Source organism: Frankia tisae, from assembly GCF_025403405.1.
Taxonomy (GTDB): Bacteria; Actinomycetota; Actinomycetes; order Frankiales; family Frankiaceae; genus Frankia; species Frankia tisai.
Genome location: NZ_JANEZT010000007.1, coordinates 19,567 through 43,792 on the forward strand (window position 1 = coordinate 19,567; position 24,226 = coordinate 43,792).

At 70.1% G+C, this 24,226-nt stretch carries 19 protein-coding genes; 12 read left to right on the forward strand and 7 right to left on the reverse strand.

Annotation, left to right across the window (positions count from 1 at the left end; translation table 11 throughout):
• Window positions 1–302 precede the first annotated feature (302 nt).
• Window positions 303–962, forward strand: coding sequence for a CGNR zinc finger domain-containing protein (locus tag NBZ85_RS01515; protein WP_261555313.1), 660 nt, complete (start codon window positions 303–305; stop codon window positions 960–962).
• Window positions 963–1,571: 609 nt separating this feature from the next.
• On the opposite strand, the gene NBZ85_RS01520 is transcribed toward NBZ85_RS01515, so the two are convergent.
• Window positions 1,572–2,360: a TauD/TfdA dioxygenase family protein gene (locus NBZ85_RS01520; RefSeq protein WP_261555311.1), complete on the reverse strand. Its 789-nt coding sequence runs from the start codon at window positions 2,358–2,360 to the stop codon at window positions 1,572–1,574.
• 458 nt (window positions 2,361–2,818) lie between these two features.
• Between NBZ85_RS01520 and NBZ85_RS01525 the strand changes: the two genes are divergently transcribed.
• Entirely contained in the window at window positions 2,819–4,582 is a 1,764-nt protein-coding gene (locus NBZ85_RS01525; RefSeq protein WP_261561395.1) for a protein kinase domain-containing protein, read from the forward strand.
• Between the two features lie 12 nt (window positions 4,583–4,594).
• Here the strand turns inward: NBZ85_RS01525 and recD2 are convergent, their stop codons facing one another.
• Together recD2 and NBZ85_RS01535 are read right to left on the reverse strand one after the other, a co-directional pair.
• Window positions 4,595–6,841 (reverse strand): SF1B family DNA helicase RecD2, encoded by a 2,247-nt coding sequence (gene recD2 / locus NBZ85_RS01530; protein ID WP_261561396.1) that lies wholly within the window; start codon window positions 6,839–6,841, stop codon window positions 4,595–4,597.
• A 48-nt stretch (window positions 6,842–6,889) separates the two neighbouring features.
• Window positions 6,890–9,364 carry a sensor domain-containing protein gene (locus NBZ85_RS01535; protein ID WP_261561397.1) on the reverse strand — a complete coding sequence of 825 codons (2,475 nt, stop codon included), beginning with the start codon at window positions 9,362–9,364 and terminating at the stop codon, window positions 6,890–6,892.
• 241 nt (window positions 9,365–9,605) lie between these two features.
• Between NBZ85_RS01535 and NBZ85_RS01540 the strand changes: the two genes are divergently transcribed.
• Window positions 9,606–10,958 (forward strand): phosphotransferase family protein, encoded by a 1,353-nt coding sequence (locus NBZ85_RS01540; RefSeq protein ID WP_261555300.1) that lies wholly within the window; start codon window positions 9,606–9,608, stop codon window positions 10,956–10,958.
• A gap of 98 nt (window positions 10,959–11,056) precedes the next feature.
• Here the strand turns inward: NBZ85_RS01540 and NBZ85_RS01545 are convergent, their stop codons facing one another.
• Window positions 11,057–11,257, reverse strand: a complete 201-nt coding sequence (locus NBZ85_RS01545) for a hypothetical protein (RefSeq protein ID WP_261555299.1) — start codon at window positions 11,255–11,257, stop codon at window positions 11,057–11,059.
• Between the two features lie 232 nt (window positions 11,258–11,489).
• The gene (locus NBZ85_RS01550) at window positions 11,490–11,678 is read right to left on the reverse strand and encodes a hypothetical protein (RefSeq protein WP_261555298.1); all 189 of its coding nucleotides are present in this window, start codon (window positions 11,676–11,678) and stop codon (window positions 11,490–11,492) included.
• A 139-nt stretch (window positions 11,679–11,817) separates the two neighbouring features.
• On the opposite strand from NBZ85_RS01550, the gene NBZ85_RS01555 reads away from it, so the two are divergent.
• Window positions 11,818–12,018 (forward strand): hypothetical protein, encoded by a 201-nt coding sequence (locus tag NBZ85_RS01555; protein WP_261555297.1) that lies wholly within the window; start codon window positions 11,818–11,820, stop codon window positions 12,016–12,018.
• A gap of 245 nt (window positions 12,019–12,263) precedes the next feature.
• Window positions 12,264–12,542 (forward strand): hypothetical protein, encoded by a 279-nt coding sequence (locus NBZ85_RS01560; RefSeq protein ID WP_261555296.1) that lies wholly within the window; start codon window positions 12,264–12,266, stop codon window positions 12,540–12,542.
• Between the two features lie 109 nt (window positions 12,543–12,651).
• Here NBZ85_RS01560 and NBZ85_RS01565 read toward each other — a convergent pair whose 3' ends face one another.
• On the reverse strand, window positions 12,652–12,864 hold the full coding sequence (locus tag NBZ85_RS01565) for a hypothetical protein (RefSeq protein ID WP_372517690.1): 213 nt from the start codon (window positions 12,862–12,864) through the stop codon (window positions 12,652–12,654).
• Between the two features lie 198 nt (window positions 12,865–13,062).
• Here NBZ85_RS01565 and NBZ85_RS01570 point away from each other — a divergent pair, with 198 nt between their 5' ends.
• The 5 genes from NBZ85_RS01570 (at window position 13,063) to NBZ85_RS01590 (ending at window position 19,019) form a co-directional block, all read left to right on the forward strand.
• Window positions 13,063–13,917: a glycosyltransferase gene (locus tag NBZ85_RS01570; RefSeq protein WP_261555295.1), complete on the forward strand. Its 855-nt coding sequence runs from the start codon at window positions 13,063–13,065 to the stop codon at window positions 13,915–13,917.
• 148 nt (window positions 13,918–14,065) lie between these two features.
• Window positions 14,066–15,592 carry an MFS transporter gene (locus tag NBZ85_RS01575; protein WP_261561398.1) on the forward strand — a complete coding sequence of 509 codons (1,527 nt, stop codon included), beginning with the start codon at window positions 14,066–14,068 and terminating at the stop codon, window positions 15,590–15,592.
• A gap of 39 nt (window positions 15,593–15,631) precedes the next feature.
• A complete protein-coding gene (locus tag NBZ85_RS01580; RefSeq protein ID WP_261561399.1) occupies window positions 15,632–16,189 on the forward strand; it encodes a TetR/AcrR family transcriptional regulator in 558 nt (185 codons plus the stop codon).
• Between the two features lie 152 nt (window positions 16,190–16,341).
• The gene (locus NBZ85_RS01585) at window positions 16,342–18,297 is read left to right on the forward strand and encodes a M13 family metallopeptidase (protein ID WP_261555289.1); all 1,956 of its coding nucleotides are present in this window, start codon (window positions 16,342–16,344) and stop codon (window positions 18,295–18,297) included.
• Window positions 18,298–18,530: 233 nt separating this feature from the next.
• Window positions 18,531–19,019, forward strand: a complete 489-nt coding sequence (locus NBZ85_RS01590) for an SRPBCC family protein (protein WP_261555287.1) — start codon at window positions 18,531–18,533, stop codon at window positions 19,017–19,019.
• Here NBZ85_RS01590 and NBZ85_RS01595 read toward each other — a convergent pair.
• Window positions 19,012–20,808, reverse strand: a complete 1,797-nt coding sequence (locus NBZ85_RS01595) for a DUF2142 domain-containing protein (protein ID WP_261561400.1) — start codon at window positions 20,806–20,808, stop codon at window positions 19,012–19,014. The two genes, NBZ85_RS01590 and NBZ85_RS01595, sit on opposite strands and share 8 nt — an antisense overlap.
• A gap of 340 nt (window positions 20,809–21,148) precedes the next feature.
• Between NBZ85_RS01595 and NBZ85_RS01600 the strand changes: the two genes are divergently transcribed.
• A complete protein-coding gene (locus tag NBZ85_RS01600) occupies window positions 21,149–23,278 on the forward strand; it encodes a PKD domain-containing protein (protein ID WP_261561401.1) in 2,130 nt (709 codons plus the stop codon).
• A gap of 2 nt (window positions 23,279–23,280) precedes the next feature.
• The gene (locus NBZ85_RS01605) at window positions 23,281–24,054 is read left to right on the forward strand and encodes an SDR family NAD(P)-dependent oxidoreductase (RefSeq protein WP_261555279.1); all 774 of its coding nucleotides are present in this window, start codon (window positions 23,281–23,283) and stop codon (window positions 24,052–24,054) included.
• The last annotated feature ends 172 nt before the right edge of the window (window positions 24,055–24,226 follow it).

Below are 24,226 nucleotides of genomic sequence, written 5' to 3' on the forward strand. Positions count from 1 at the left end.
CGCTCGGGGGCGCCGCCTGGGCCCCCGTCACTCACCGACAGATGGCGCTACCGGTGCGCATGAGGTCGACCTCACGGCAGGTGACGAGCGGCATGAGCGTGCGAAGCCCCGGCACGCCTGCCCTCGGTTCCTCGATCGTCACGCGACTGATCAAAGCCGTCCGGAGGGACGATGTCAACCCATGTTGTAATGATTTCCGGCGAGTCACCCGAGGTAACTAGCGCTTAACCAGCCACATCGCCCCTGCGACTCATGGCATCATCCCTTGACGAGCATCCGGTTCGAGCCGTCCGAGGAGTCACGTGACCCCATCCGTTGCGGTCGAGTCCGCCCCGATGCGCACGACCACCCGCACCAGACGGGTCGACACCGGCAGCCTTTGTCTCGACCTCGTCGCCACCCGCACCCCGAACGGCCCGAACAGCCCGCACGACCCGGACAGCCCGGACAGCCCGGACAGCCCGGACAGCCCGGACAGCCCGGACCTGCTTGCCACCACAGACGGCATGGCGGCGTGGCTCGGCACCCTCAACCTGCCGACCCCGGCGGCCGGGCTCACCTCGCGTGACGTGGGCCGGATCCAGGTACTGCGCGCCGCCGTGGACCGCCTCGTCCGGGCCCGGCTCGCCGGCGCCGGCCCCGATCCCGAGGACGTCGGGCACCTCAACGTCTGCGCCGCGGCGCCGACGCCGACGTTCTTCCTCCGCGGGGATGCCTGGGCGCGGATCGAGGTCCCGCAGCCCGACCTGGCCGGCGTGCTGTCCGTCCTCGCGCGGGACGCAGTGCACCTGTTGACCACCAGCGAGCCGAGCCGCCTACGCTCCTGCGAGGGCTGCGGGCTCGCCTTCTACGACCGCTCGCCCTCCGGGGCCAGGCGATGGTGCTCGATGAGGCGCTGCGGCGAGCGCTCAGCCTCCGCCAACTACCGCAGACGCCACGCCGAACCGACGACAGCGACCTAGCCGTGGCCTGGCCGAGTGGACCCCATGTGTTCACTGGTCGTAGGCGATCTGATGGGTGATGGGCGCGGCGTTCCGGTTGCGCCAGATCGCCGCGGCCGGCGCCAGGATCCGCCGGGCGACCCGGGCCGAGCCTCAGCCTGGCAGTCTGTGATGCCCCAGGCCGAGGTGGCTCTCGGGAGACAGGCCGAGGTGGCTCTCGGGAGAGTCGTCGACAGGACTCGATGAGCTGGCGATCTTCGCCGGTAGCCTCGCTGTCACCGGCCCGCTCGGTCTCTACGCGAGGGCGGCACCGTGATGCCCGGCTCGGCCGGCGATACCCCGCGGAGTCTGGGCCGCCCGGGGTCCCGCGCACCCATCGGCCGCCGCGTCTCTCGCATCTTCTGTGACCAGTTGCGCACGGAGTCATGCCGAGGTTCAGGCACGGTTTTTCGACCCAGGACCGTGTCTGCACCTCGGCATGATCTGGCCGCGATCTGGCCGCGATCTGGCCGGCAATCGGGTTGGCGGGGACGCGGGCGGCAACAGGCCGGGACCGCGCCGAGATGGGTGGCTAGCAGGGTCAGCTGGCGACCACCCAGGGTGGCGAAACAAGGGCGGTGATCAGCCGGGTCAGCCGCCGATGACCTTGCGGTACTCGCGTGGGCCGTCGTAGTCGTTCACCGCATAGTGCCAGGTGGCTTGATTGTCCCAGATCACGAAATCCCCGGGCTTCCAGCCGAAGCTCACGGTGTAGTTGGGCGAGGAGGCGTGCGCCAACAGCAACGGCAGGAGGGCCTCCCCCTCAGCCGCGTTGATGCCGGTCAGGCGGATTGCCGACGAGCTGATGAAGAGCCCCTTGCGGCCCGTGTGACGGTGGGTGCGCACCACCGGGTGCTCGACGGTACCGGTCACCGGCGGCCGATTGTAGGTCCCGTCCCCCGGATAATCGCTGTACACGGCGTTGACCGACTCCAGTAGCCGCTTGAACGGCTCGGACAGGCCGTCGTACGCCGCCTGCAGATCGGCCCACAGCGTACGACCGCCGACCTCCGGCACCACCTGATAGGTCAGTGACTCGATGTTGAAAGGCGGGTTCCGCCAGGTGCCGCCGACATGCCACTGCGCGGCTGCGCCCCCCTTTTCGAGGTTGAAGACGTACACCAGCCGGTTGCCCTCGTAGCGGTGCAGCCACCGGGGGTGGTCGAACGGCTTGTCGAAGATCTGCACGGCCTTCACGTGCGCGTCCGGTGCGAGGTGCTGGCCACGGAAGACCAGGACCTTGTGCTTCCAGAAGTCCTCGCGCAGGGCTTCTGCGGTGGCGTCGTCGACGGCGCCCGTCAGATCGACGCCGACGATCTCGGCGCCGAGGACGGGGCTGGCCGGACGGGTTTCGTAAGGTGCGGTTCGGGTGGCGGTCACCGCGACCCCCTCTGGGTGAGAGATGGAAAACTCGATCGGAGACGAAGTAGCGCAGCGCCCCCTCGGAAGAGGTGGCGACAGAGCTCGGCACCCGCTATCCAGCAGGTGGAAGAATGCGCGCGGCGTGGGCGCTGAAGGGCCTTCGTCACACGAACGCGGCCGGTATGCCGAACACCGGAACCTGACAAGCGTCGCACCACGACGGAAGCACCGTCAACCGTCCGGTCAATTCACTACGTGATTACTGCCGGACTGTTTCTTCAGACGACCACTGCCCGCGCCATGCATCACCCTCGGGTGGGGCACGGCAGGTCCGAGCGACCGAAGATCATCGACAGGGACTGTCGCGGATCGGACACGACCGATCCTGGCTGGGTGGCAACGTGCGCGGGAGGGTAGGCGTCAACTGTGTGTCGGGATCCTGGTACCGGGAACTCGCTGAGCCGCGGGGAGAGGTCATGTTGACGCCTTTGCAGGCAGCGGACCCGCGGCAGATCGGTCCATATCAGGTCCGCCAACGCATCGGTTCCGGTGGCATGGGAATCGTCTACCTGGCGTTCGGTCCCGACGGCCAGCCGGTCGCCCTCAAGGTGCCGCGCATGCTCCAGAAGGACGGCTTCCGCGTCCGCTTCCGCGTCGAGGTCGAGGCCGCGAGCCGGGTGCGCGGACGGTTCGTGGCCGCCGTGGTGGACGCCGACGTGGACGCCGAGCAGCCCTGGTACGCCGCCGAATACGTCGAGGGTGCCAGCCTCGCCTCGGCGGTCGCCACCCATGGACCGCTGGCGGGCCGGATGCTCGACTCGCTGGCATCCGGGCTGGCCGAGGCGCTGGTGGCCATTCACGCCGGCGGCGTCGTTCACCGCGACATCAAGCCAGCCAACATCATCCTCGCGTGGGACGGCCCCAAGGTCATCGACTTCGGGATCGCGCGGTCCGTCGACACCACGAACCACACCCGCACCGGCGCGGTGCTCGGCAGCGGCCTGTGGATGGCACCCGAGCAGATCCGCGGCGAACGAGCCGGATCGGCCACGGACGTGTTCGCCTGGGGAACCTGCGTGGTCTTCGCGGCGAGTGGACGGCCGCCGTTCGACAGCGAAAGCATCGAGGCGGTAGCCGTGCGGATTCTGCGGACGGAGCCGGACCTCGTCGGCGTCCCGGAACATCTCGCGCAGATCGTCGGACGGGCGCTCGAGAAGGATCCGGCGGCACGTCCGACGGCGACGGATATCGCCTTCTGGCTCGCCGAGAGCGGCATCACGTCGGGCGGCGCGGACGACGTGGCCACCTCTGTGCCCGCACCCGGGGACCGCGGTGGCAACGGTGGCGGTGCCAGCGTGGTTGATGGTTACACAGGCGGCGATGTCGGCACGGGCGGTGGCGCCGGCACGGGCGGTGGCGGTGCGGGCCGTCAGCCGGGTTCGGCCGTCCCGCGAGGCCGTCGGCGGGCCGTACCGGTCGTGGCGGTGGGTGCTGCGTGCCTGCTTCTGCTGCTCGCAGCGGTGGCCTGGGCGGTGCTCCCGACCGGCCGGCCGGGTCTCACGGGAGCCCGGGCCCAGGCCGGAGTGACGGCCAGGGCGCCGGCCGGTTCGACCACCGGCTCGGTCGGCCCGCCGGCCACCACGCCAGCCGGTTCGAGCACAGGCGCGGTCGATGTCTCCCCGACCGGCGGGCCGGGCGGGCCGGCGGGCGCGGGCGTGGCCACCTCGCCGGGCCAGGGGGGCACGACGGCGGTGACCGGCCATGAGCGGGGCGGTGCAGGACAGGTGACCGCCACGGGAACGGCACGGTCGACGTGTGGCATCAGGAGCATGTGGGATGCGGAGACATTCGTCCAGGGCGAAGGAATGCAGGTCAGTGAATTCAGGGGCTACGATCAGGGGCGTAGCCTCAACGTCGTGCTCGGTATGCTCCAGGAACCGGCGGGGACCAACATCGTGCGCGCCTTCTTCTTCGTGGGCGAGTGCTTCATCGGTTACGACGCCACCGAACCGAGTAGTGACGTGACCTTGGTACGTGCCGCGAACGACGTCAACAAACAAGTAGTCCTCCGGTACGCGCTGTATGCCCCGGGCGACTCGTTCTGCTGCCCCAGCGGAAAATCCACCGATGTGACCTTCACCCTGACGGGCAATCCACCCGCCGTCACCAACGACGGCACGCTCCCGTCCGCCGGGCAGACCGCCCCACTGAGCCGCCGGTGGCACGGCCGTTCGGCATAGGCCGTTCGACTGTCAGGGAAGGGCGATGCGGTGGGTGAGGGCGGTGTGGCGACGGCCGGCTCCCGGGGTCCGGACCGCGGCCGCCAGCGCCTTGCGGGAGCCGACCAGGACGACAAGTTTCTTGGCGCGGGTGACCCCGGTGTAAAGGAGGTTGCGTTGCAGCATCATCCACGACGAGGTGGTGAGTGGAAGCACGACGGCAGGGTATTCGCTGCCCTGGGAACGGTGGATGGTGACGGCGTAGGCATGGGCGAGTTCGTCGAGTTCGGAGAAATCGTAGACCAGGCTTTCGTCCTCGTCGGAGAGCACGGTCAGAGACTGGTCCTCGCCGTTGATGCCGGTGACGACGCCGACGGTGCCGTTGAACACCCCGGCCTTACCCTTCTCGTAGTTGTTACGAAGCTGGGTGACCTTGTCACCGACCCGGAACACCCGCCCCCCGTAGCGGCGCTCGGGAACGTTTTCCCGGGCGGGGGTGAGGGTTTCCTGCAGCAGAGTGTTGAGGTTACCGGCCCCGGCCGGTCCGCGGTGCATCGGCGCCAGTACCTGAACGTCGCGGCGGGGATCAAGCCCGAAGCGTTTCGGGATGCGGTGGGCGACGATGTCGACCACCATTCTGGCGGTCTCCTCCGCCGGATGCAGACCGGAGTCCTCGGCCGGATCGCAGGTGAACCAGAAGAAATCGGCGAAACCGTTCAGCTGCGGTGGTGTTCCGGCGTTGATGCGATGGGCGTTGACCACGATGCCGGACTGCTGCGCCTGCCGGAAGATCCTGGTCAGCCGGACCCTGGGGATGGCGTCGGCGGCGAGCAGGTCGCGCAGTACTTCGCCGGCGCCGACGGAGGGAAGCTGGTCGACGTCACCGACCAGCAGCAGATGCGCCCCCGGCGCGACCGCCTTCACCAGCTTGTTGGCCAGGATGACGTCCATCATCGAGGACTCGTCCACCACCACCAGATCGGCGTCCAGCGGGTTGTCACGGTCATACCTGGCTTCGCCGCCGGGTTGCAGTTCCAGCAGCCGGTGGACGGTGGAGGCCTCGTGCCCGGTGAGTTCGGCGAGCCGTTTGGCGGCCCGCCCGGTCGGCGCGACCAGCACCACCCGAGCCTTGCGGGCCCGGGCAAGCTCCACCACCGATCGGACGGTGAAGCTCTTGCCGCAGCCAGGGCCGCCGGTGAGTACAGCCACCTTGCGGGTCAGCGCGAGCGTGACCGCTTCCGCCTGTTCGTCGGCCAGGTCCTGACCGGTCCGGCCCCGTAGCCAGCTGCGCGCCCTGCCCCAGTCCACCTCCGCGAACGGCGCCAACCGCTCCTCGTCGCAGGTGAGCAGGCGCAACAGCCCGCCGGCGAGGGAGGTCTCCGCGCGGTGGAACGGCACCAGATAGACCGCCGGGACAGCGGCGCCCCCGACCGGGACACCTTCACGGATCACGCCCTCGTCGGCGGCGAGGGCGTCCAGGCACGGGCCGATCAGCTCCCGCTCGACCTCGAGGATTTTCGCCGCGTCGGTGATCAGGTTCGGTGCGGGCAGGAAGCAGTGCCCGTCATCGGCGGCCTGCGACAGGGTGTACTGCAACCCGGCCTTGATCCGTTCGGGACTGTCATGGGGGATGCCGACCGCCTGGGCGATGGTGTCGGCGGTCTTGAACCCGATCCCCCACACATCGGCGGCAAGCCGGTAGGGCTGCGTGCGGACCACCCCGATGGACCCGTCCCCGTACTTCTTGTAGATCTTCACCGCCAGGGAGGTGGACACCCCCACCCCCTGCAGGAACACCATCACCTCCTTGATCGTCTTCTGTTCCTCCCACGCATCGGCGATCTTCCTGGTGCGTTTGGGTCCCAACCCGTGCACCTCGATCAGCCGCGCCGGCTCCTCCTCGATGATCCGCAGGATGTCGGTGTCGAAATGCGCGACCATCCGCTCGGCCATCGCCGGCCCGATCCCCTTGATCAACCCCGAGCCGAGGTAACGGCGAATGCCCTGGATCGTCGCGGGCAGCACCGTGGTGTAGGAGTGCACCTGGAACTGCCTGCCGTACCTGGGGTGGCTGCCCCACTGCCCGGTCAGCCGCAGACTCTCCCCGATCTGCGCGCCCAGCAGCGCACCGACCACCGTCAGCAGGTCCGGGCCGGACCGCTCGGTGGCCAGCCGGGCGATGGTGTAGCCGGTCTCCTCGCTGACGAAGGTGATCCGCTCCAACACCCCCTCCACCACCGCGTGTCGCGCGGCATCAGCAGACGAACGGGCAGTGGTCACGGGCACCTATTATGCGAAACCCCAGGGCTCCGGGTTCGGCGCACCGGATCAGATCGGTGGTCTGCCGGGTCGGCCGCCGCGTGGGAGGGACGGCTGCGGGCCGTCCGGGTCGAGCAGAGGGCCTTCCACCAGATCACAGTCCAGCTCCTGGAGGACGCGCAGCTGGGCGGGGTCCTCGACGTCTCCGGCGATCACCTGCGCGCCCAGCAGGTGGGCGAAGTGAATGACGCTTGCGACGGCGGCGTGCTTCGTCCGGTCCCGTTCGACGCCGCGGACGTAGCCGTCGGCGATGCGTAGGCCGTCGAAGGGGAGACCGAGGAGGCCGCGGGGGGCGGGGCTCACCCTGGGGTCGCCGACGCCCACGAGTACGCCGAGTCTCCTGATGTCGGCGAGCGCTGCGGTGACGGCCGGGCGGCCCGTCCCAAGTTCGTCCTCGTCGAGTTCGACGCACAGGCGATAGCGGGTGCCGCCGCCGGTGTCGTGCAGCAGGGTGGCAAGCTCCGGCACGAACCGTTCGTCGGTGATGCAGGGACCCCAGGCGGCGACCATGAGCAGGGGCGGCCCGCCCGGTGGGCGGTCGGGCCAGCCCGGCTCACTGCTGGCGGCTCGGCCGGCGGTGTCCAGCGCCCAGCGGATGATCGAAACCCGAAGGTCGGCCTGCCGCAACCGGGGAAGGATCTCGTCGAGCCGAAGCAGTCCGTTCGACGGCTGCTGCCAGTGCGGTATTGCTTCGGCGCCCGCCAGCGCGCCGTCCGGGGTCCGGATCGGTTGGTAGCGCAGGGTCAGTTCGTGGGCGTCCTGGGCGCGGCGCAGGTCATCGGCGCGGGTCAGCTGGTCCATGAGTCGGGTGCGCATCGACTCCTGGAAGATCCGGTGTCGCCCAGGCCCGTCGCGTTTCGCGGCGTACATGGCGATGTCGGCGGCATTGAGCAGATTCTCGCTGTCCTGCAGGTCCGGGCCGGACAGCGCCAGGCCGACGCTGCCGGTCACCACGACACAGTGGCCGAGGAGCCGGCTCGGCGTCTCCAGGGTGGCGAGGATCCGTTCGGCGATGGCCTCGAGATCCGCCGGGCCGTCGACGGCCTCGCACAGGACGGCGAACTCGTCACCGGCGAGCCGTCCCACCACGTCACCGGGCCGCACGGCCCGGGCGAGCCGGGTCGCGGTCGCGCGGAGCAGGTCGTCGCCGGCCTGATGACCCAGGGTGTCGTTGATCGCCTTGAACCCGTCGAGGTCGAGGAAGAGCACCCCGATCCGCCGGCCGTCCCGGTAGGCCCGGCGCAGGGCCCGTTCGAGGCGCTCCAGCAGCGCGGTCCGATTCGGCAGGCCGGTGAGCCCGTCGTGCCGGGACTGGCGGCGGATGTCGCTTTCCATCTGCAGACGCAGGCCCGCCGAGCCGAGCACAGCGGCGACGGACTGGACGAAGCGGGAGTCCTGGTCGGTGAACGGGTCCGTTGCCCGCTGGATTTCGATGACCGCCAGCGGCCGATCAGGTCGCCCGGCATTCACCGTCAGACGGTCGACAGGCCGGGGCGTCTCGACCGGCACCGTCTCGACCGGCACCGTCTCGACCGGCACCGTCTCGACCGGCGGGCCGAGGGGAGGCGTCGCCGGTGCCGCGCGTCGATCCGCGCGGGCGAGCAGACGGCACCGGTCCCCGCTTTCGTCCAGCTCGTGTGCCTGCACGAGGTCGGCCCGGAGACGGTCGGCCAGGGCCGTCACCGCCCGGTCCCACAACGGAGCCGGGTCCCGGGCCTCCAACGCCCGCTGGCCGAGGTCGGCCACCACCGCCTGCTCGGCCGACCGGGCCTGCAGGCTCGCCAGCGCCTGCTGTCGTTCGGTGATGTCGGTGGCCACCGCAGCGACGGAACCCACGTTGCTGCCGTTGCCCGGGATCGGCACGAGATGCACGTCGAGACAGCGACCGAACGCTTCCATGATCTCGTGAATCCGCTCCCCGGCCACGGCCCGTCGCATGATCGAGACCGCCTGGGGCAGATCGGCGAAGGTCTCGAAGACGGATGACTCCCGAGCCTCCCCCAGCCCCGCGGCGGCCTGCGGGTTCGCTGTCCCCTCGCTCACCAGCACCCGTCCGGTCCGGTCCACCAGGAACATCGACACCGGGGTGTTCTCCACTACCAGCCGCAGCCGGTCCTGCGCCGCGATCTCCTCGGACACGTCCTGGAAGTGGGAGAGAAAGTACTGCTCACCGTCCGGATCGGTCAGCAGGGCGATGGTGGCGAGGGCGTGCACGATGGTGCCGTCCGGGCGCAGCAGGCGAATGATCATCCGTGTCCGGGACTGGCCCGCCGCGACGCGCAGCCGGGCCTGAGCCTTCCAGCGTTCCCCGTCGTCCCCGACGGCGACATCGTCCCAGGTCAGGCCGATGACCTCGGCCTCCGAGCGGCCGAGCAGGGCGCAGGCCGCCGGGTTCGCGCGCCGGACGCGATGATCCCGGGCGCCCGTCTCGATGACGGCGATGTCCAGAACCTCGAAGGGGTCTGGACGTTCTCCCTGCGTCACATCTGCTCACCCACTCAGCCGGCCTCACACCGGTGGCCATACACCCGAAGGTACTCCTGGTAAGCAACTGAATACAATCTGTATCTAACATCTCCGAGCTCGACGGTGGCGGGTGGTGGCGGGTGGTGACGGCGGGCGAAGATCCCCGGATACGGCCACAGGTCCGGTGGGATCGTGACATCTCATGCCGCGACGCCCATGATGACCTCCGTACCTGCCGCGATGACGTTGGGAGACCAGGTTGCCTGACCACAGTGATGGGCACGTCGAGTGGATCACCGGCTGGTTGGAACGCGATGTGGGCGGGAAGGTCGTGCGCATCGAGCGACAGGCGCGGTGGCGCCCGGCCTGGTGGGTCGATGTCGAACGCGACGGCGTGCTCCTGCCCTTATATGTGCGTGGCGAGCGGGTCGACTCGCCGTCGGCGTTCCCGCTTGCGCACGAGATGCGTTTCCAGTCGGTTCTGCAGGAGCACGGCATTCCGGTGCCGGCCGTCTACGGCTGGTCGGAGGAGCCGCGGGCGTATGTCATGGCGCGCGTCGAGGGACGGGACTCCTTCGGCGGTGTGCCGGACGACGAACGTCGCCGGGCGATGGAGGACTACATCGACATTCTCGTTCGGCTGCACGCCCTCGACGTGGCGCCGTTCGTGGAGGCGGGCATCGTGCGCGCCGATGCCGGCGAGGATCCCGGCTCGGTGGGCCTGCGGCACTTCGAGGAGTCCGCCTACCGAAAGTTGAAGAAACGTCCCGACCCCTTCCAGGAGTTCGTGCTGGGTTGGCTGTCACGTCACCGTCCCGACTCGCGCGGCCGCGAGTCGGCGATCGTCTGGGATGCCGGCCAGCTCCTGCACTCCGACGGGCGTATCACCGCGCTGCTGGACCTGGAGTTCGGGCACGTCGGCGACCCCATGCAGGATCTCGGGGGAATGTGGGTACGCAGCCCGTTCGTCTCCCTGGGCGACCTCGCCCCCCTCATGCGCCGCTACGAGGAACGCAGCGGCACCCCGGTGGACCTCCAGGCCGTCCATTACCACTACATTCTGTGGGCCCTGTCGAACCAGCTTGAATTCCATTCCGTGCTCGCCGATCCGGTGCCCGGTACGGACTACATGCTCAACCTGCACTGGTGCATCGAGACGAACCTGATGGCGCTCGAAGGAATTGCCACCGTCGTCGGGGTCGAGCTGGCGGAGGTGGCAGAACCCGAGCCGGTCGTGTCGGCCTACGGGCCGGCGCATCAGCACCTGACCCGTTCCCTCGAGCGCCAGGACCTCGGCGCCGGCGCGCAGCGGTACCACAACCGCATGTCCGTGCGGCTCTCCCGGCACCTGCAGCGCATCGACGAGATCGGGGCGGCGGTCGTCGCCGCGGACCTCGCCGACACGGCCGCCCTGGTGGGCCGGCGCCCGCGGTCGTGGGCGGACGGTGAGCGGGAGCTGGAGGACTTCGTCCTCGCCGACGACGGCCGTCACGACGCCGAGCTCGTCGTGCTGTTCCATCGTCGCCTCCACCGGGCCCGCATGCTCAACGGCCCGGCGGGCTCGTGGATCACCCAGCACCGTGACGTCCCGCAGCCCGGCACGGGCGTTTAGGGACGCTCCCCGTTGAGGGTTGAGGTAGGGGACGACGGCTCGGGCGCGGCGGTGTTCGTCGGGGGTGGGGGCAGCCCGAGCTTGGTGAAGACGCTGTGTCAGGTGCGGCCTCGGCGACGCGGTCGGCCAGCCCCCGCAGCCCGGCCGGAGTCGAGGGTCGCACCGCCGGGGCCGGCCGCGCAGCCGGCGTAGGTCGCGGCGGCGAGCGCGGTGAGGGTGCCGTAGGCGAGAGTGCGGTTGATCAACCGGTCGATGTTCCACAGCCAGTAGCGCTCGATCACGATCAGGACGAAACACACAGTGGCGACCCGAGCCGCCGGACCTGGCGGCCGGCGCGTCGGGCAGTAGCTAATGGCCACGGAACCGAGCAGGGGAAGCGGACCGTTGCACGGTCTGGACGAGCCGGCCCGCCCACAGTCATGTGATCGACCGCCGCGCGAGCGTCGACAGATGTCCGGTAGACGACATCCATTTTGATCATGCCGGTGTGGCGCGCGAAAGGGCGGGGTCAAATGGTCGTAGCGACGTCGGTTATGACGTGGCGGGTTTGACGGGGTAGCGGCCGATCCAGTGGTAGTTGTTGTTGGCTCCCGGGGGTGTCGCTGTCCGGGAGATGAGCGGGTTGGTCGGTGCGACGGTGATCGTGCGGTGTGGGGTGACCCCGGGGGCGGTCGGCATGGTCAACGACGCCGGCGCCTGACCCGCCTCGACCCAGGACATCAGGGGGTCACAAAGTCGGGGGTGACCTGCGGGTCGCCGCCGCCGATGGCGAGGCAGGGCCGTCACCCGATGCGCCACCGCCGCCCGCCGACGCCCCCCGGAACAGACCGCCGAGCTCCTGTGGTCCGCGATGCACGGCATGATCGGAGTCCAGCTCACCCACCCGTCACCAGGTGCCGCCGACGACCCGAACACCGACGTCGACGACGTCACCCGGAAAAACCTTTACACCGACGGCATCCACGCCATGCTGGACGGCCTGGGAATCGACGCCAAGGTGTCTTCGCCGCCCCCGCCGCCTTCCACCGGGACCGCCGAACTCGGTGAGACGGGACCATAAGCAGGACGACAAGCAGGACGACCTGTTCGGCCACGTGAACGGCCGGTGGCCCGCCGGGACGGAGATCCCGGCCGACCGCTCGAGACATGCACGTCCGGGACGCTGCGGGTTACCGGGTGCCAGATACCCCGAGCTGGATGTATACATTCAAAACCGATGTTGGTTTGGCGCTTCCCGAACCGGCTGGGGTACCGTCCCTCTCGCACCTACAACGCGTTCGAGGAATGGCCAGAAGGGATTACAAAATGGCCCAGCAGGGGCAGCAGGAGCAGCGCCAGCAGGTGGAACAGCAGCTGCGCCAGAACTGGCAGCAGCTTCGCTACCGGGTCCTTGACCAGTTCAATCAGGTCAGCTCGGCGGATCTCGATGCCGCGACCGACATCGAGGACCTCGTCGCGCGGATTGCGGACAGGACGCACCACAGTGAGCAGTACGTCGAGAATCGCCTGCGGCAGCTGGCGGGCGTCGGCACTGGCCGAATCGGATCGGCCGGCGAACGCTTCGGTGGCGGCCAGCAGGGCTAGCCGTTCGATGCCCAGCAGTAACCTTCCGAGGTCAGTTTGGCCAGACCTCGGCGCACCGTAGACAAGCCGGTGCGCCACCCGGCTTGGGTTCGCTACTCGGCGCGCGTTCTCAGAACGTCGCGTCGAGCAGCGAGCGAATCCCCAGCAGGTCGTCGATCAGCTTGATCGTGTCTGCAGTACGAGGAAGCTTGCGTAGCTCTTCCAGCATCGCGTCGGTTTCCTCGAGGGTAGGGACATCATCGATCGATGCGACTATCTGGACGATAGCGGCCTTGGGATCACTACCTGGCTGCATACCACAGAGTCGCACACGCTGATTCACCTGAAATTACGTCAGGCTTCCTCCGCGTTAACTCCGGGGCCCGTTCGGGCACGGCAAGTGATGATCTATCGCGAGAGTCACCGTCCGTATCGGTCCCAGCGCCGATGGTGTTGTTCTGCCATGGCGCGGCTCGCCGCCATACCGCCCACTTCGCGGATGAAGCCGCCTGATCGGTGGCACTGAGGTAGCACTGGAATCGTGCATCCTCTCTCGGTCGTCATCGTGCACCGTGACCAGCCGCAGCGACTCCTTGACACGATCGACGCGTTCCGCGCGCAGGACGTTCCCGTCATGATCACGATCATCGACAACGGGTCGGCGTTCGTGCCACCGGTCGAGGCCGCCGACGTCGCGGTCGTGCTGGCCGGAAGCAACCTGGGGTTCGGACCGGCTGCCAACGTCGGCTACCGAGCGTTCCTCGCCGACGCGGACGCGGGCGAGTGGGTGGTGCTCGCGCCGCACGACGCGCTGCCCGAACCCACGTGCCTGAGTCACATGCTCAGCGTCCTGGCCGAGCAGCCTCGCGCGGGGCTGGCGTGTGCCGACGTCGGCGACGCGGCGACACCGGTCCTCGACCCCTACTTCGGCGGGATCCTCGCGCCCGCGAGCGTCGGGGAAGGGTGGGAGCCCGCCGGCCACCCGCACGGCACGCTGATGTTCGCCCGGCGCGCGTGCCTCGACGAGGTCGGCATCTTCGACGAGCGCTACTTCGCGTACTGCGAGGAGGCGGACCTCGCGCTGCGGGCCAGGGCCGTCGGTTGGGAATCCGGGCTCGTGCGCGGCGCGATGGTCAAAAACCCGCACATCGGCTCGACCTCCGCAGCCATCGACTACCTACAACTTCGCAACACCCTGCTGCTCGTGCGGGACCACTCCGGCCGCTACCACGCGTTCATCCGGTTCTGCATCGCGCTGTGGCATCTCGCCTCGGGCGCAGTCGCACCGGCCCGGCGCGGCCCCTACTGGGACCCCGAAGGACGCGTGCGAGGGCTCCTCGACTTCCTCCGCGGACGCTTCGGCCCTCCGCCTGCGCACCTGCTCGCCAAGCGCTGAGGTCGCCGTCGCCGCGGCACCGGCCTCGACACCGAACGGCAACCCCTGATCCATCCGACCCGGCGCGACGGCTGGGCGCGACAGTCTTGCCATCGCCTGTAGACATCAGGCGTAGACTTTGTCCATCACTGAATGAGGTGGACATTGCATGGATCGCGACGACACGGGGCCCGGATCGCCCGCGCACAGGCTGTTGGTGCCCGGACTGGTGTTCATCGGCATGGTTGTCGCCGTGGTCGGCAGCCTGGGTGCGCCGCTGGTGCCACTGGTCGCCGCCGTCAACCACGTCTCAGTCGATGACGCGCAGTGGTCGCTGACGATCACCTTCCTGGTCAGCGCGGTCGCCACCCCGACGATCGGGCGCCTGGGCGACGGCCGATACCGCAAACCGGTGCTGCTGGTCGGCCTGGCCATCGTGGCGGTCGGCGGCCTGCTGGCCGCCCTGCCGCTCGGTTTCGCGACGCTGCTGGTCGGCCGGGCGGCGCAGGGCGTGGGGCTCGGCCTCACGCCACTCACCCTGGCGGTGGCCCGCGACGCGCTGCCACCAGAGCGCGCCCGCCCGGCGTTGGCGATCCTGTCGATCACGACCGTCGCGGGCATCGGCCTGGGATACCCGCTGGTCGCGCTGATCGCCGAGACCTGCGGCCTGCGCGCGGCGTTCTGGTTCGGGGTTGCCATCGCGGTCGCGGCGTCGCTGGCCGCGATGGTGGTCGTACCTTCCTCACGCCACCGGCCGGCCGCCCGGCTCGATCTTGCGGGAGCGAGCACGCTCGGGATCGCCCTGGCCGGGTTGCTGCTGGCGATCAGCGAGGGCGGGCAGTGGGGCTGGGCCTCGGCGCGCCTGCTCGCAACCGTCGCGGTGGCGATCGTCATGCTGGCCGGCTGGGTGGCGCTGGAGCTGCACAGTGATCATCCGCTGGTCGATGTGCGCCGGTTGCGGCATGTCGTCGTGCTGACCGCCGACGTGTGCGCCGTCTTCACCGGTGTCGGCATGTACCTGCTGACCTCGACGGTGACCCGCCTGGTGCAGACGCCCACGAGCGTGGGCTACGGGCTGGGCGCCTCGGTAGCCGTCGCCGGGTTGATGCTGACGCCGTTCTCGGTCGGCACGGTCGCGGCCAGCAGCCTCACCCGGGCGCTGATCCGCAGGATGTCGCCGGGCCGGGTGCTGCCGCTTGCCGCGAGCGTGCTGTTGGCCGGCATGGTCATGTTCGCCCTGGCCCACGGCACGTTCTGGGAGATCGCGGTGGTGATGGCCATCGCCGGCCTCGGGATCGGAGCAATCTTCGCGGTCATGCCCGGGTTCATCGTGCAGTCGGTGCCCGCTCACGAGACCGGCAGTGCGCTGAGCTTCAACCAGGTGCTGCGCTACGTCGGCTACGGCATCGGCAGCAGTGCCAGCGCCGCGGTGCTCCAGGCGCACACCCGGCCCGGCGCGTCGTTTCCCGCCGACGGCGGATATACCGCGGTAGGCGTCGCGGCCTGTCTCATGTGGGTCCTGACGGCGGCCGCCAGCGTGCTTCTGCCCCGCTTCGGCGACCGGCGGCCCGACTTGAGCCCGACGGCGGAGGCCATCATCGAAGAGGAGGAGCAGGATATCGAGAGCCTGGCCTCGGTGGTTCCCGGCGACGCCGACACGCGGCCCGATGGCGTCAGACCCGGACAACCTCGATGAAGAGGAACATGACCTCCCGTGAAGGATGAGACATCCACGGTGAAGAACACGACCGCGCCACGACGCCGCGACGCGGCCGCCAGTAAGGAACGCCTGCTCGCCGCCGCCGCGCACCTGTTTGCCGAACGCGGGTTCGACAAGACCACCGCCCGCGACATCGGCCAGCTCGCCGGGATCGACCCCACCATGATCGCCCGCTACTTCGGCGGGAAGGCCCAGCTCTACATCGCCGTGCTGCAGGCAGAGGACGCCGGGGAGACCCCCACCGACTTCCTCGAGCCCGACCGGCTCGCAGCCCTGGTCCGGCGCACCGACCGAAGCGGTCCAGGGCCGATCTTCCAGGCCGCGCTCAAGCCCTACGACGACCAGACGGCGCAGCAGGCCGCCGCCGCCGAACTCCACCGTCGCATCGTCGCCCCCCTCACCGCCCGGCTGGCCCGCGAGCACGCCGCCGACGCGCACCTGCGGGCCGAACTGCTCACCGCCGCGCTCATCGGCGTTGTCCTCGCCCGCCACACCGGTGTCCTCGCAACACTCGCCGGCGCGGACACCGACACGGTCATCGCGCTCCTCGAACAGGCCCTCGACCAGCGCTGACCACAGGACCGGCGGAGTCGTCCGCGTGCCACGAACCCGGCCACGAACCCGGCAGGCGCCGCGAATCCCACCGCGGCGAATCGTGCTGTCGGTCGACGGGTTCTCGGCAAGGTCCTTCCCTGATCACCCGATCGGTTGGAGACTTCCGTTCTGTGAGCATCCTCGACGACGCCCGCGCGGGCATGGACCTCGACGTACGACCGCAGGACGACCTGTTCGGCCACGTGAACGGCCGGTGGCTCACCGAGACGGAGATCCCATCCGACCGCTCGAGCTGGGGCCCGTTCGTCCAACTGGCCGATACCGCCGAGCAGCAGGTCCGCGACATCATCACCGACCTCGCCGGGCAGGACCCGGCCACCCAGGGCGAGGACGCCCGGAAGATCGCCGACCTCTACAACTCCTTCCTCGACGTCGAGACGATCCAGGCGCTCGGCCTGGGCCCGGTGCGGTCGCTGCTGGACGCCGCGGCCGGCCTGGGCGACGTCCGCGACCTCGCCGCGTTCCTCGGCGAGCTTGAGCGGACCGGCGGCCCGGGGTTGTTCGGCTCCTACGTCGACACCGACGACCGCAACTCCGACCGCTACCTCTTCCACCTGGGCCAGGGGGGGCTCGGCCTGCCGGACGAGTCGTACTACCGCGACGACAAGTTCGCCCCGACGCGCGAGAAGTACGTCGCCTACCTGACCCGCATACTCGGGCTGGGAGAGCACCCCGACCCCGAGGGCGCCGCGCAGCGGATCCTCGCCCTGGAGACCCTGCTCGCGAAGGGCCACTGGGAGCGGGCCGAGACCCGCGACGTCCAGAAGACCTACAACCTGGTCACGGCCGAGGAGCTGACGGCGCTCTGCCCGTCCTTCGCCTGGGACGCCTACGTCACCGCTCTCGGCGGGCATCTGACCGGCTCGCAGGCGACGCTGGCGGAGGCGTGCGTGCGGCAGCCGTCGTACTTCGAGCACCTCTCGATCGTGCTGACCGACACGCCGATCGAGGTGTGGCGCGACTGGGTGCTCAGCCGCGTGCTGCGAACGGCGGCGCCGTACCTGCCCGACGCGTTCGTCGAGGCCCAGTTCGACTTCTACGGCCGCACGCTCAGCGGCACGCCGGAGTTGCGGGCCCGGTGGAAGCGCGCGGTGGCGTTCGTCCAGGACGCGATCGGTGAGGCCGTCGGCAAGGAGTACGTCGCCCGCCATTTCCCGCCGCGTGCCAAGGCACAGATGGACGACCTCGTCGCGAACCTGCTCGCCGCCTACCGCGAGTCGATCTCCCGGCTGGACTGGATGACGGAGGAGACCAAGCTCCGGGCCTACGACAAGCTGGCGACGTTCCGGCCGAAGATCGGCTACCCCGACCAGTTCCGGGACTACTCCCAGCTGCGCGTCCGCCATGACGACCTGATGGGCAACGCCCGCGCCGCCGCCGCGTTCGAGACCGACCGGGACCTGGCCAAGATCGGCGCCCCGGTCGACCGCGACGAGTGGTTCATGCTCCCGCAGACCGTCAACGCCTACTACAACCCCGGCACCAACGAGATCTGCTTCCCGGCCGGCATCCTGCAGAGGCCGTTCTTCAGCCCCGACGCCCACCCGGCCGAGAACTACGGGGGCATCGGCGCGGTCATCGGCCACGAGGTCGGTCACGGCTTCGACGACCAGGGCGCGCAGTACGACGGCGCCGGCAACCTCAACGACTGGTGGACCCCCGCCGACAAGGCCGCCTTCGAGGTGAAGTCGAAAACGCTCGTGGAGCAGTACAACGCGTTCGAATCGCGCAACCTGCCGGGCGAGAAGGTGAACGGCGCACTCACCGTCGGCGAGAACATCGGCGATCTCGGCGGCCTCACCATCGCGCACCACGCCTACGTCATCTCCCAGGGCGGCGAGGCGTCGCGCGACGACCGGCGGCGGCTGTTCATGAACTGGGCCTACGTGTGGCGCAGCAAGCGGCGGCTCGAGCTCGAGCGGCAGTACCTCACCACCGACCCCCACAGCCCGCCGGAGCTGCGCGCCAACATCGTGCGCAACCTCGACGAGTTCCACGAGGTCTTCGGCACCACCCCCGGCGACGGGCTGTGGCTGGACCCGCCCGACCGCGTCCGCATCTGGTAGGGGGCCGGGGCCGGGAGGGCCTGACACGATCACACCACTCATACCGACTTCGTCGACGTGGCCCAGGACGGCGGCGGCGGCACTCCTGCTGGCAGGCGGGTCCGTTCGCCTCCCTGCCAGACTCGGGTGAGACACCCTCGCGGGTACGGGTTTGGCTGCCACCGGATGCCGCGACACCGTGGGAACGGAAAGCACCCCCACCGACGACCCTACGAGCGGCGAGGACGAGAACCATGACCGTGTCCGTCATCGACAACGGACCGAACCAGATCAGCCGGTCGGTCCTGGTGAACGCGCCGGTGAGCGAACTGTTCGCCATCGTGGCCGACCCGCGCCGGCACCGCGAGCTCGACGGCTCCGGCACCGTCCGCGCCACTGTCTCCGGCCCACCCCGGCTGACCGAGGGCGCGGCCTTCTCGGTGAACATGAAGGCCTACGGCCTGCCGTACCGCATCACCAGCAGGGTCACGGCGTTCGAGGAGAACCGCCTCATCGAGTGGCGGCATCCGGTCGGGCACCGGTGGCGCTGGCAGTTCGACCCGGAGTCAGCCGGATCCACCCGCGTCACCGAGACCTTCGACTACAGCACAATGGGACGGATCAAGGCCACGATCCACTACTACGACCTCATCCGCGCCCCGAAGACGAACACGGCTGGCATCGAGGCGACCCTCACCCGGCTCCAGGCCCGTTACGCGCCGGACGGTCCGACGATCACCTGACAGCGCGCGGGGCCGGCCGGAATCCCTGAGCCGCCCTACCGCGACGTCGGGCGCTGACGGTCACGTCGAGGCGATTCCGGCGTTGCTGTACGACCCCGGCGACACCGCCGGGCGGCCCCTCGTGCACGGCTTCACGTGGCGGCGTGCCGCCGGCCTCACCGCCGCCGACCTCACCGCCGCCGACCTCACCGCCGCCGGCTACCGCCGGGTCACCGAGCTTCCACAGGGCGACGGCCAGCAGGACACCGCCGAGCAGGGCGAATCCCGCCAGAGCGGACAGCGCGAGATCGGTCGGCCCGGGCACCTCGGCCGCCCAGGCGGCCCGCAGCCGGTCCACTGGCGCCAGGGGCGCGAGCGCGGGATTCCGCCACGCCAGTTCGCGGGTGATCATCACCACGGTGAGCATGGCGAGTGCCGCGACGAGCCCGACCGTCGGCAGCCCCCGCCGTCCTAGCGGGAGCGCCCGGCAGGAGACCGCGACGACGAACGCGAGCACCGGCAGCATCGGCAGCAGGTAGCGGGTGAACGCCGCGCCGCCGGCGGCTGCGTAGCCCACCAGCGTGGCGACGACGAGCAGGCAGTGCGCGGCGAGCAGGATCCACACGACGCTCCCGGCCAGCCGAGCACCTGGCTGGCACCGCTCCGGCCCCGGGGAGCCCGGGGAGCCCGGGGAGCCCGGGGAGCCCGGGGCCCGAGCCGCCGAGATCCGCGCCGTCAGGACCCGTACCACCGCGGCGAGCACACCCGCACCGGTGACGACCGCGAACCCGACGGCCATCTTCTCGGCGTAGCCGGTCAGCAGGGAGACACGACCAAAGAAACCGCGGTAGACGTTCCACCAGAAATCGGGATCGCGCACCACCTGCCGCGCCGACGGCCGCGGCCCCCGAATCGGGAGCATGGCGGCAATCCGGCCGAAGGCGGTGGGGTCACCGTACCGGTGCACGTTGCGCAGGTAGAACCAGCCTGTCGCGGCGAACGTCAGTGCGGCGAGCCCACCGGCCACGGCCAGGCCGCGGCCGGCTCGCCGAGCCAAGCGGCCGGCGGTCCGCGCCGCGACGGTGACACCGACGGCCGGAACGACGAGCATCAACGCCACCGCCCCGCTCGCCCGGCTGGCCGCGGCGGCCGGGCCGAGCACCGCGAGCGCCAGCAGCGTTCGCGGCCCCGGTCCCCGGCGCGCGATCGCGACGGTCACGGCGAGCAGACCGGTGATGGTCGCCACCGCCATCGTGTCGTTGTAGACCTGCCCGGCCGGGAACACGAACAGGCCGACAACCCCGGTGATCGCCGCCGCCCCGACCGCGACGGCCGGCCGTCTCGGCAGCAGCCCCCGGACCAGGGCCGCTGTCGCGATCAGGGCGGTCACCCCGAGCGCGATGTTGACCCCTCGGGCGGCACGGAAGCCGGCCAGCGGGTGACCCAACGCGATGCCCGACCGCAGCGGGACGGCCTCGACCGCGTAGAACAACGGCGGATGGTTCGCGGTGTAGACAAGATCGAAGTTCGTCAGCGGCCGGCGGAGCCGCCGCCCGCACAGGTGGTCGGCGTGCGTGTCCACCGCGACTCGGGCCTGCCGGGGCGATGCGCGACAGCTGGCCGGCAGCCCCGGCATGCCCGGGATGCGGGAGCGCACGGGTGAGTCCAGCGAGGGCAACGATCCGTCGGCCACGTCAAGCGCGTACGCGGTGTGCTGCGCCTCGTCGGCGCTGGCAAAGGGCGGCACGACCACGGCGACCAGCAGTCCGAGCGCCGAGAAGACCATCCCGGCCGCGACCACTCCGACCACCAGCCATCGACGCCCAGATCGATCATCCGACCCGGAACCGACCCGGTCTGCGCCCTTCAACCATCACACCCCAACGCCGGCCGACCGAGGAAGCATCGGCCACGCTCGGCCTGACGGCTACCGTAGCGCCTGCCGCGCCGGCGCTATCCGGCGGATCGGACGTGCAGTGCGTCGACGGGACATACCTGAAGATCGCCAGCCGGTGGGCCTGTCCGCACCGGGTCGCCTGCCCGGTCGGACCCGGACGGGTGAACAGCGTTGACATGTCGACGGATGGTCTGCGACGCTGCAGTTCTCACAGCACGGCGAGAACCGAGGGCGACGAAGACGGAGCTGTCTCATGAGCGCTATCGATCTATCCGGGTACGAGATCACCGATTCCTTCTTCGGGACGCCGTTCATCGAGGTGGACGAGCAGCGTGAGCGTCCGTCGCCGCACCGTTTTGTGCAGGGCGGATTCGAGGGTACTGATACCGAGTTCGCCTTTTACCTCCCGCCCGCCGAGTACTACACGGGTCGCATGTTCCAGCCGTTGGAAGGTGGCAACGGCGGCCACGCGGTCACCTTCGGCGGCGGCATTCTCGGCGAGATGTTCCAACGCATCGACATGAGCGCCCGGCTGGGCGGTTACATGGTCGAGTCGAATCAGGGCCACAAGGGCGACGACTACGACCCGAAGGCCGGGGAGGACCCGACACTCTACGGCCACCGGGCCAGCGCCGAGTCCGCGCGGTTGTCCAAGTACGTCGCCGCCCAGGTGTATGGCAGCGCTCCCCATCACAGCTACGTCTGGGGCGGCAGCGGCGGCGGGCGGCGCTCCCCGCTCTGTCTGGAGAACGCGCCCGGGGTGTGGGACGGGTGCATGCCCTCGACCAGCGGTGGCGAGATCGCCGAGCCCGGCAACACCGAGCGGGTCAAGGCCGGCAGCATCATGTCGTTCGGCCAGATGTTCAACGTCCAACGGCTGCTGGGCCGCGACCGGATCATCGCGCTGGCGGACCGGATGGCGCCGGGCGGCAGCGGCAACCCGTTCGAGGGGCTCGGCACGCACGAGCGCGAGGAACTGGCGTCGCTGTACCGGCAGGGGTTCCCCCGCGGCAACGAGTTCATGATCAGTGAGCCGATGGGCCAGATGTGGCTGTGGACCTCGCTGGCCGACGAGCTGCACCGCGAGGACCCGGACTACTTCGCGAACTTCTGGACGAAGCCGGGCTACGTCGGGCACGACGCGCCCGAGCTGGTCGAGGCCGACCTCATCCACCAGACGGGACGGGTCGTGCGCACCCTGTCGGCCCGCGACCTGAACGAGTCGCCCGACTTCGCCGGACCCGAGTTCCAGACCATGCGGATCCTCGCGGCGATCGTCGGCGCGGGCGGCGAGGCGTACGACTTCCCCTACGCCGTCGAGATCGAGGGGCTCAAGGGCGGCTATCGCGTCGGGACCGGCGTGAAGATCCTGACCGGGAAGGCCGCCGGGCGGTCACTGTACGCCACCGGCGCGGCCGGGGACGTCTTCGCCTGCGACGGGCAGGGCGACGCGAACGTCCTGCGGTTCAAAGGTGTCGAGCCGGGCGACGAGGTGCTCGTCGACAACCGCAGGTTCCTCGCCTACTGCTACTTCGCCCGCCATCACGTCACCGACGACCCCGCGTTCGCGCACCTGCTGGTCGACGGCCGGCCGATCCATCCGCAGCACCCCGTGCCGCGGATGTCCTCGCTGATGGGGGTCTGCTACTCGGGCCAGTACGAGGGCAAGGTGCTCTGGCTCCACCACACCCACGACTCGTCGGTCTGGCCCGCCTGGGGCACCCTGTACGACCGGGCCGTGCGCCAGGCCCAGGGCGAGGCGGGCGCGCGGGCGAACTTCCGGATCCGCTGGACCGAGTACGCCGAGCACGGCCCGTACGGCATGGTCCCGCCGGAGCCGAACCGCGTGGCCGCGACCCGGCTCATCGACTTTCGCGGCATCACCGAGCAGTCGATGCTCGACCTGATCGACTGGGTGGAGAACGGTGTCGAGCCGAGCGGCACCCACCACACCTTCGCCGACGGCCGGGTGCACCTGCCGGCGAGCGCGGCCGAGCGGGGCGGCATCCAGCCGGTCGCGTCGGCCACGGCGAACGGCGGGTCCCGGGCCGACGTCGGCGTGGGCGAGCCGGTCACCCTGACGGTCACCGCCGCCGTCCCACCGGGCACCGGCACGATCGTCTCGATCGAGTGGGACTTCGACGGCACCGGCACCTACCCGCTGCGCCATGCCGAGATCGACGGCACCGCCGCCGAGCTGACCGTGGCGACCACGCACACCTACGACCGGCCGGGGACCTACTTCGCCACCGCCCGCGTGACCTCCCACCGCACGGGCGACGTGCGGGCCGAACTGTGCCGGATCGAGACGATCGCCCAGGTCCGCACCGTCGTCGCCGCGGCCGCCGCCAGTTCCGGGGCCGCTGCCGGGGCGGGGATCTGACGATGACGGGTTCGCTGGACGGCAAGGTCGTCCTGATCACGGGTGCCGGGAGCGGCATGGGCCGGGCCGGGGCGCTGCGGTTCGCCGCCGCCGGCGCCACCGTCGTCGGCTGCGACCTCAACGCCGAGGGCAATGCCGAGACCGAGGCCCTGGTGAAGGCCGCCGGTGGTCGGATGTTCGGCACGGCGCCGGTCGACCTCGGCGACTACGCCGCGTGCGAGAGCTGGATCGACCAGGCCGTGCGGGCCCACGGACGCATCGACGTGCTGTGGAACAACGCCTCGGCGTGCGTGTTCGCCACCCTCGACACGATGACGGTCGAGCAGTGGGACTTCTCGATCCGCAACGAGCTGAGCATCGTCTTCCTCGTGACCAAGGCGGCCTGGCCGCACCTGAAGGCGAGCGCCGGCACGGACGCGAAACCGGTAGTGATCAACACGGCGTCGGTGGCCGGGCACGGTGGTGGTCCGGGCGGGATCGCGCATTCGGCGACCAAGGCCGCCGTCCTGGCGATGACGCACGTCATCGCGGCCGAGGGGGCGCCGTACGGCATCCGCGCCGTCAGCATCAGCCCGGGCGCAATGGACACCCCGGGCTCGGCCGAGCAGCTCGCCCTGCCCGGCGCCCGGGAAGCGCTGCTGAGCCTCTCACTCGTCCCCCGCCTCGGGGATCCCGACGAGGTCGCGCGGGCCGCGGTCTTCCTCGCCTCCGACGACGCCTCCTTCATCACCGGTACCGATCTGCTCGTCGACGGCGGCCTGACCAACCACGGCTGAGACCGGCGGCCTGCCTTGCCCTCCGGGGGACAGGGCCGTCCGGCCGCCGGTCCGGGCAGCGGTTTACAGGTCGGCGTAGAGCGGCTCGTCAGCGATGAGGATGCGCTCGAGCAGGCGCGGCGTCGACCCGTAGTTGCGAACCGCGTAATGCACAGCCGCCCGGTTGTCCCAG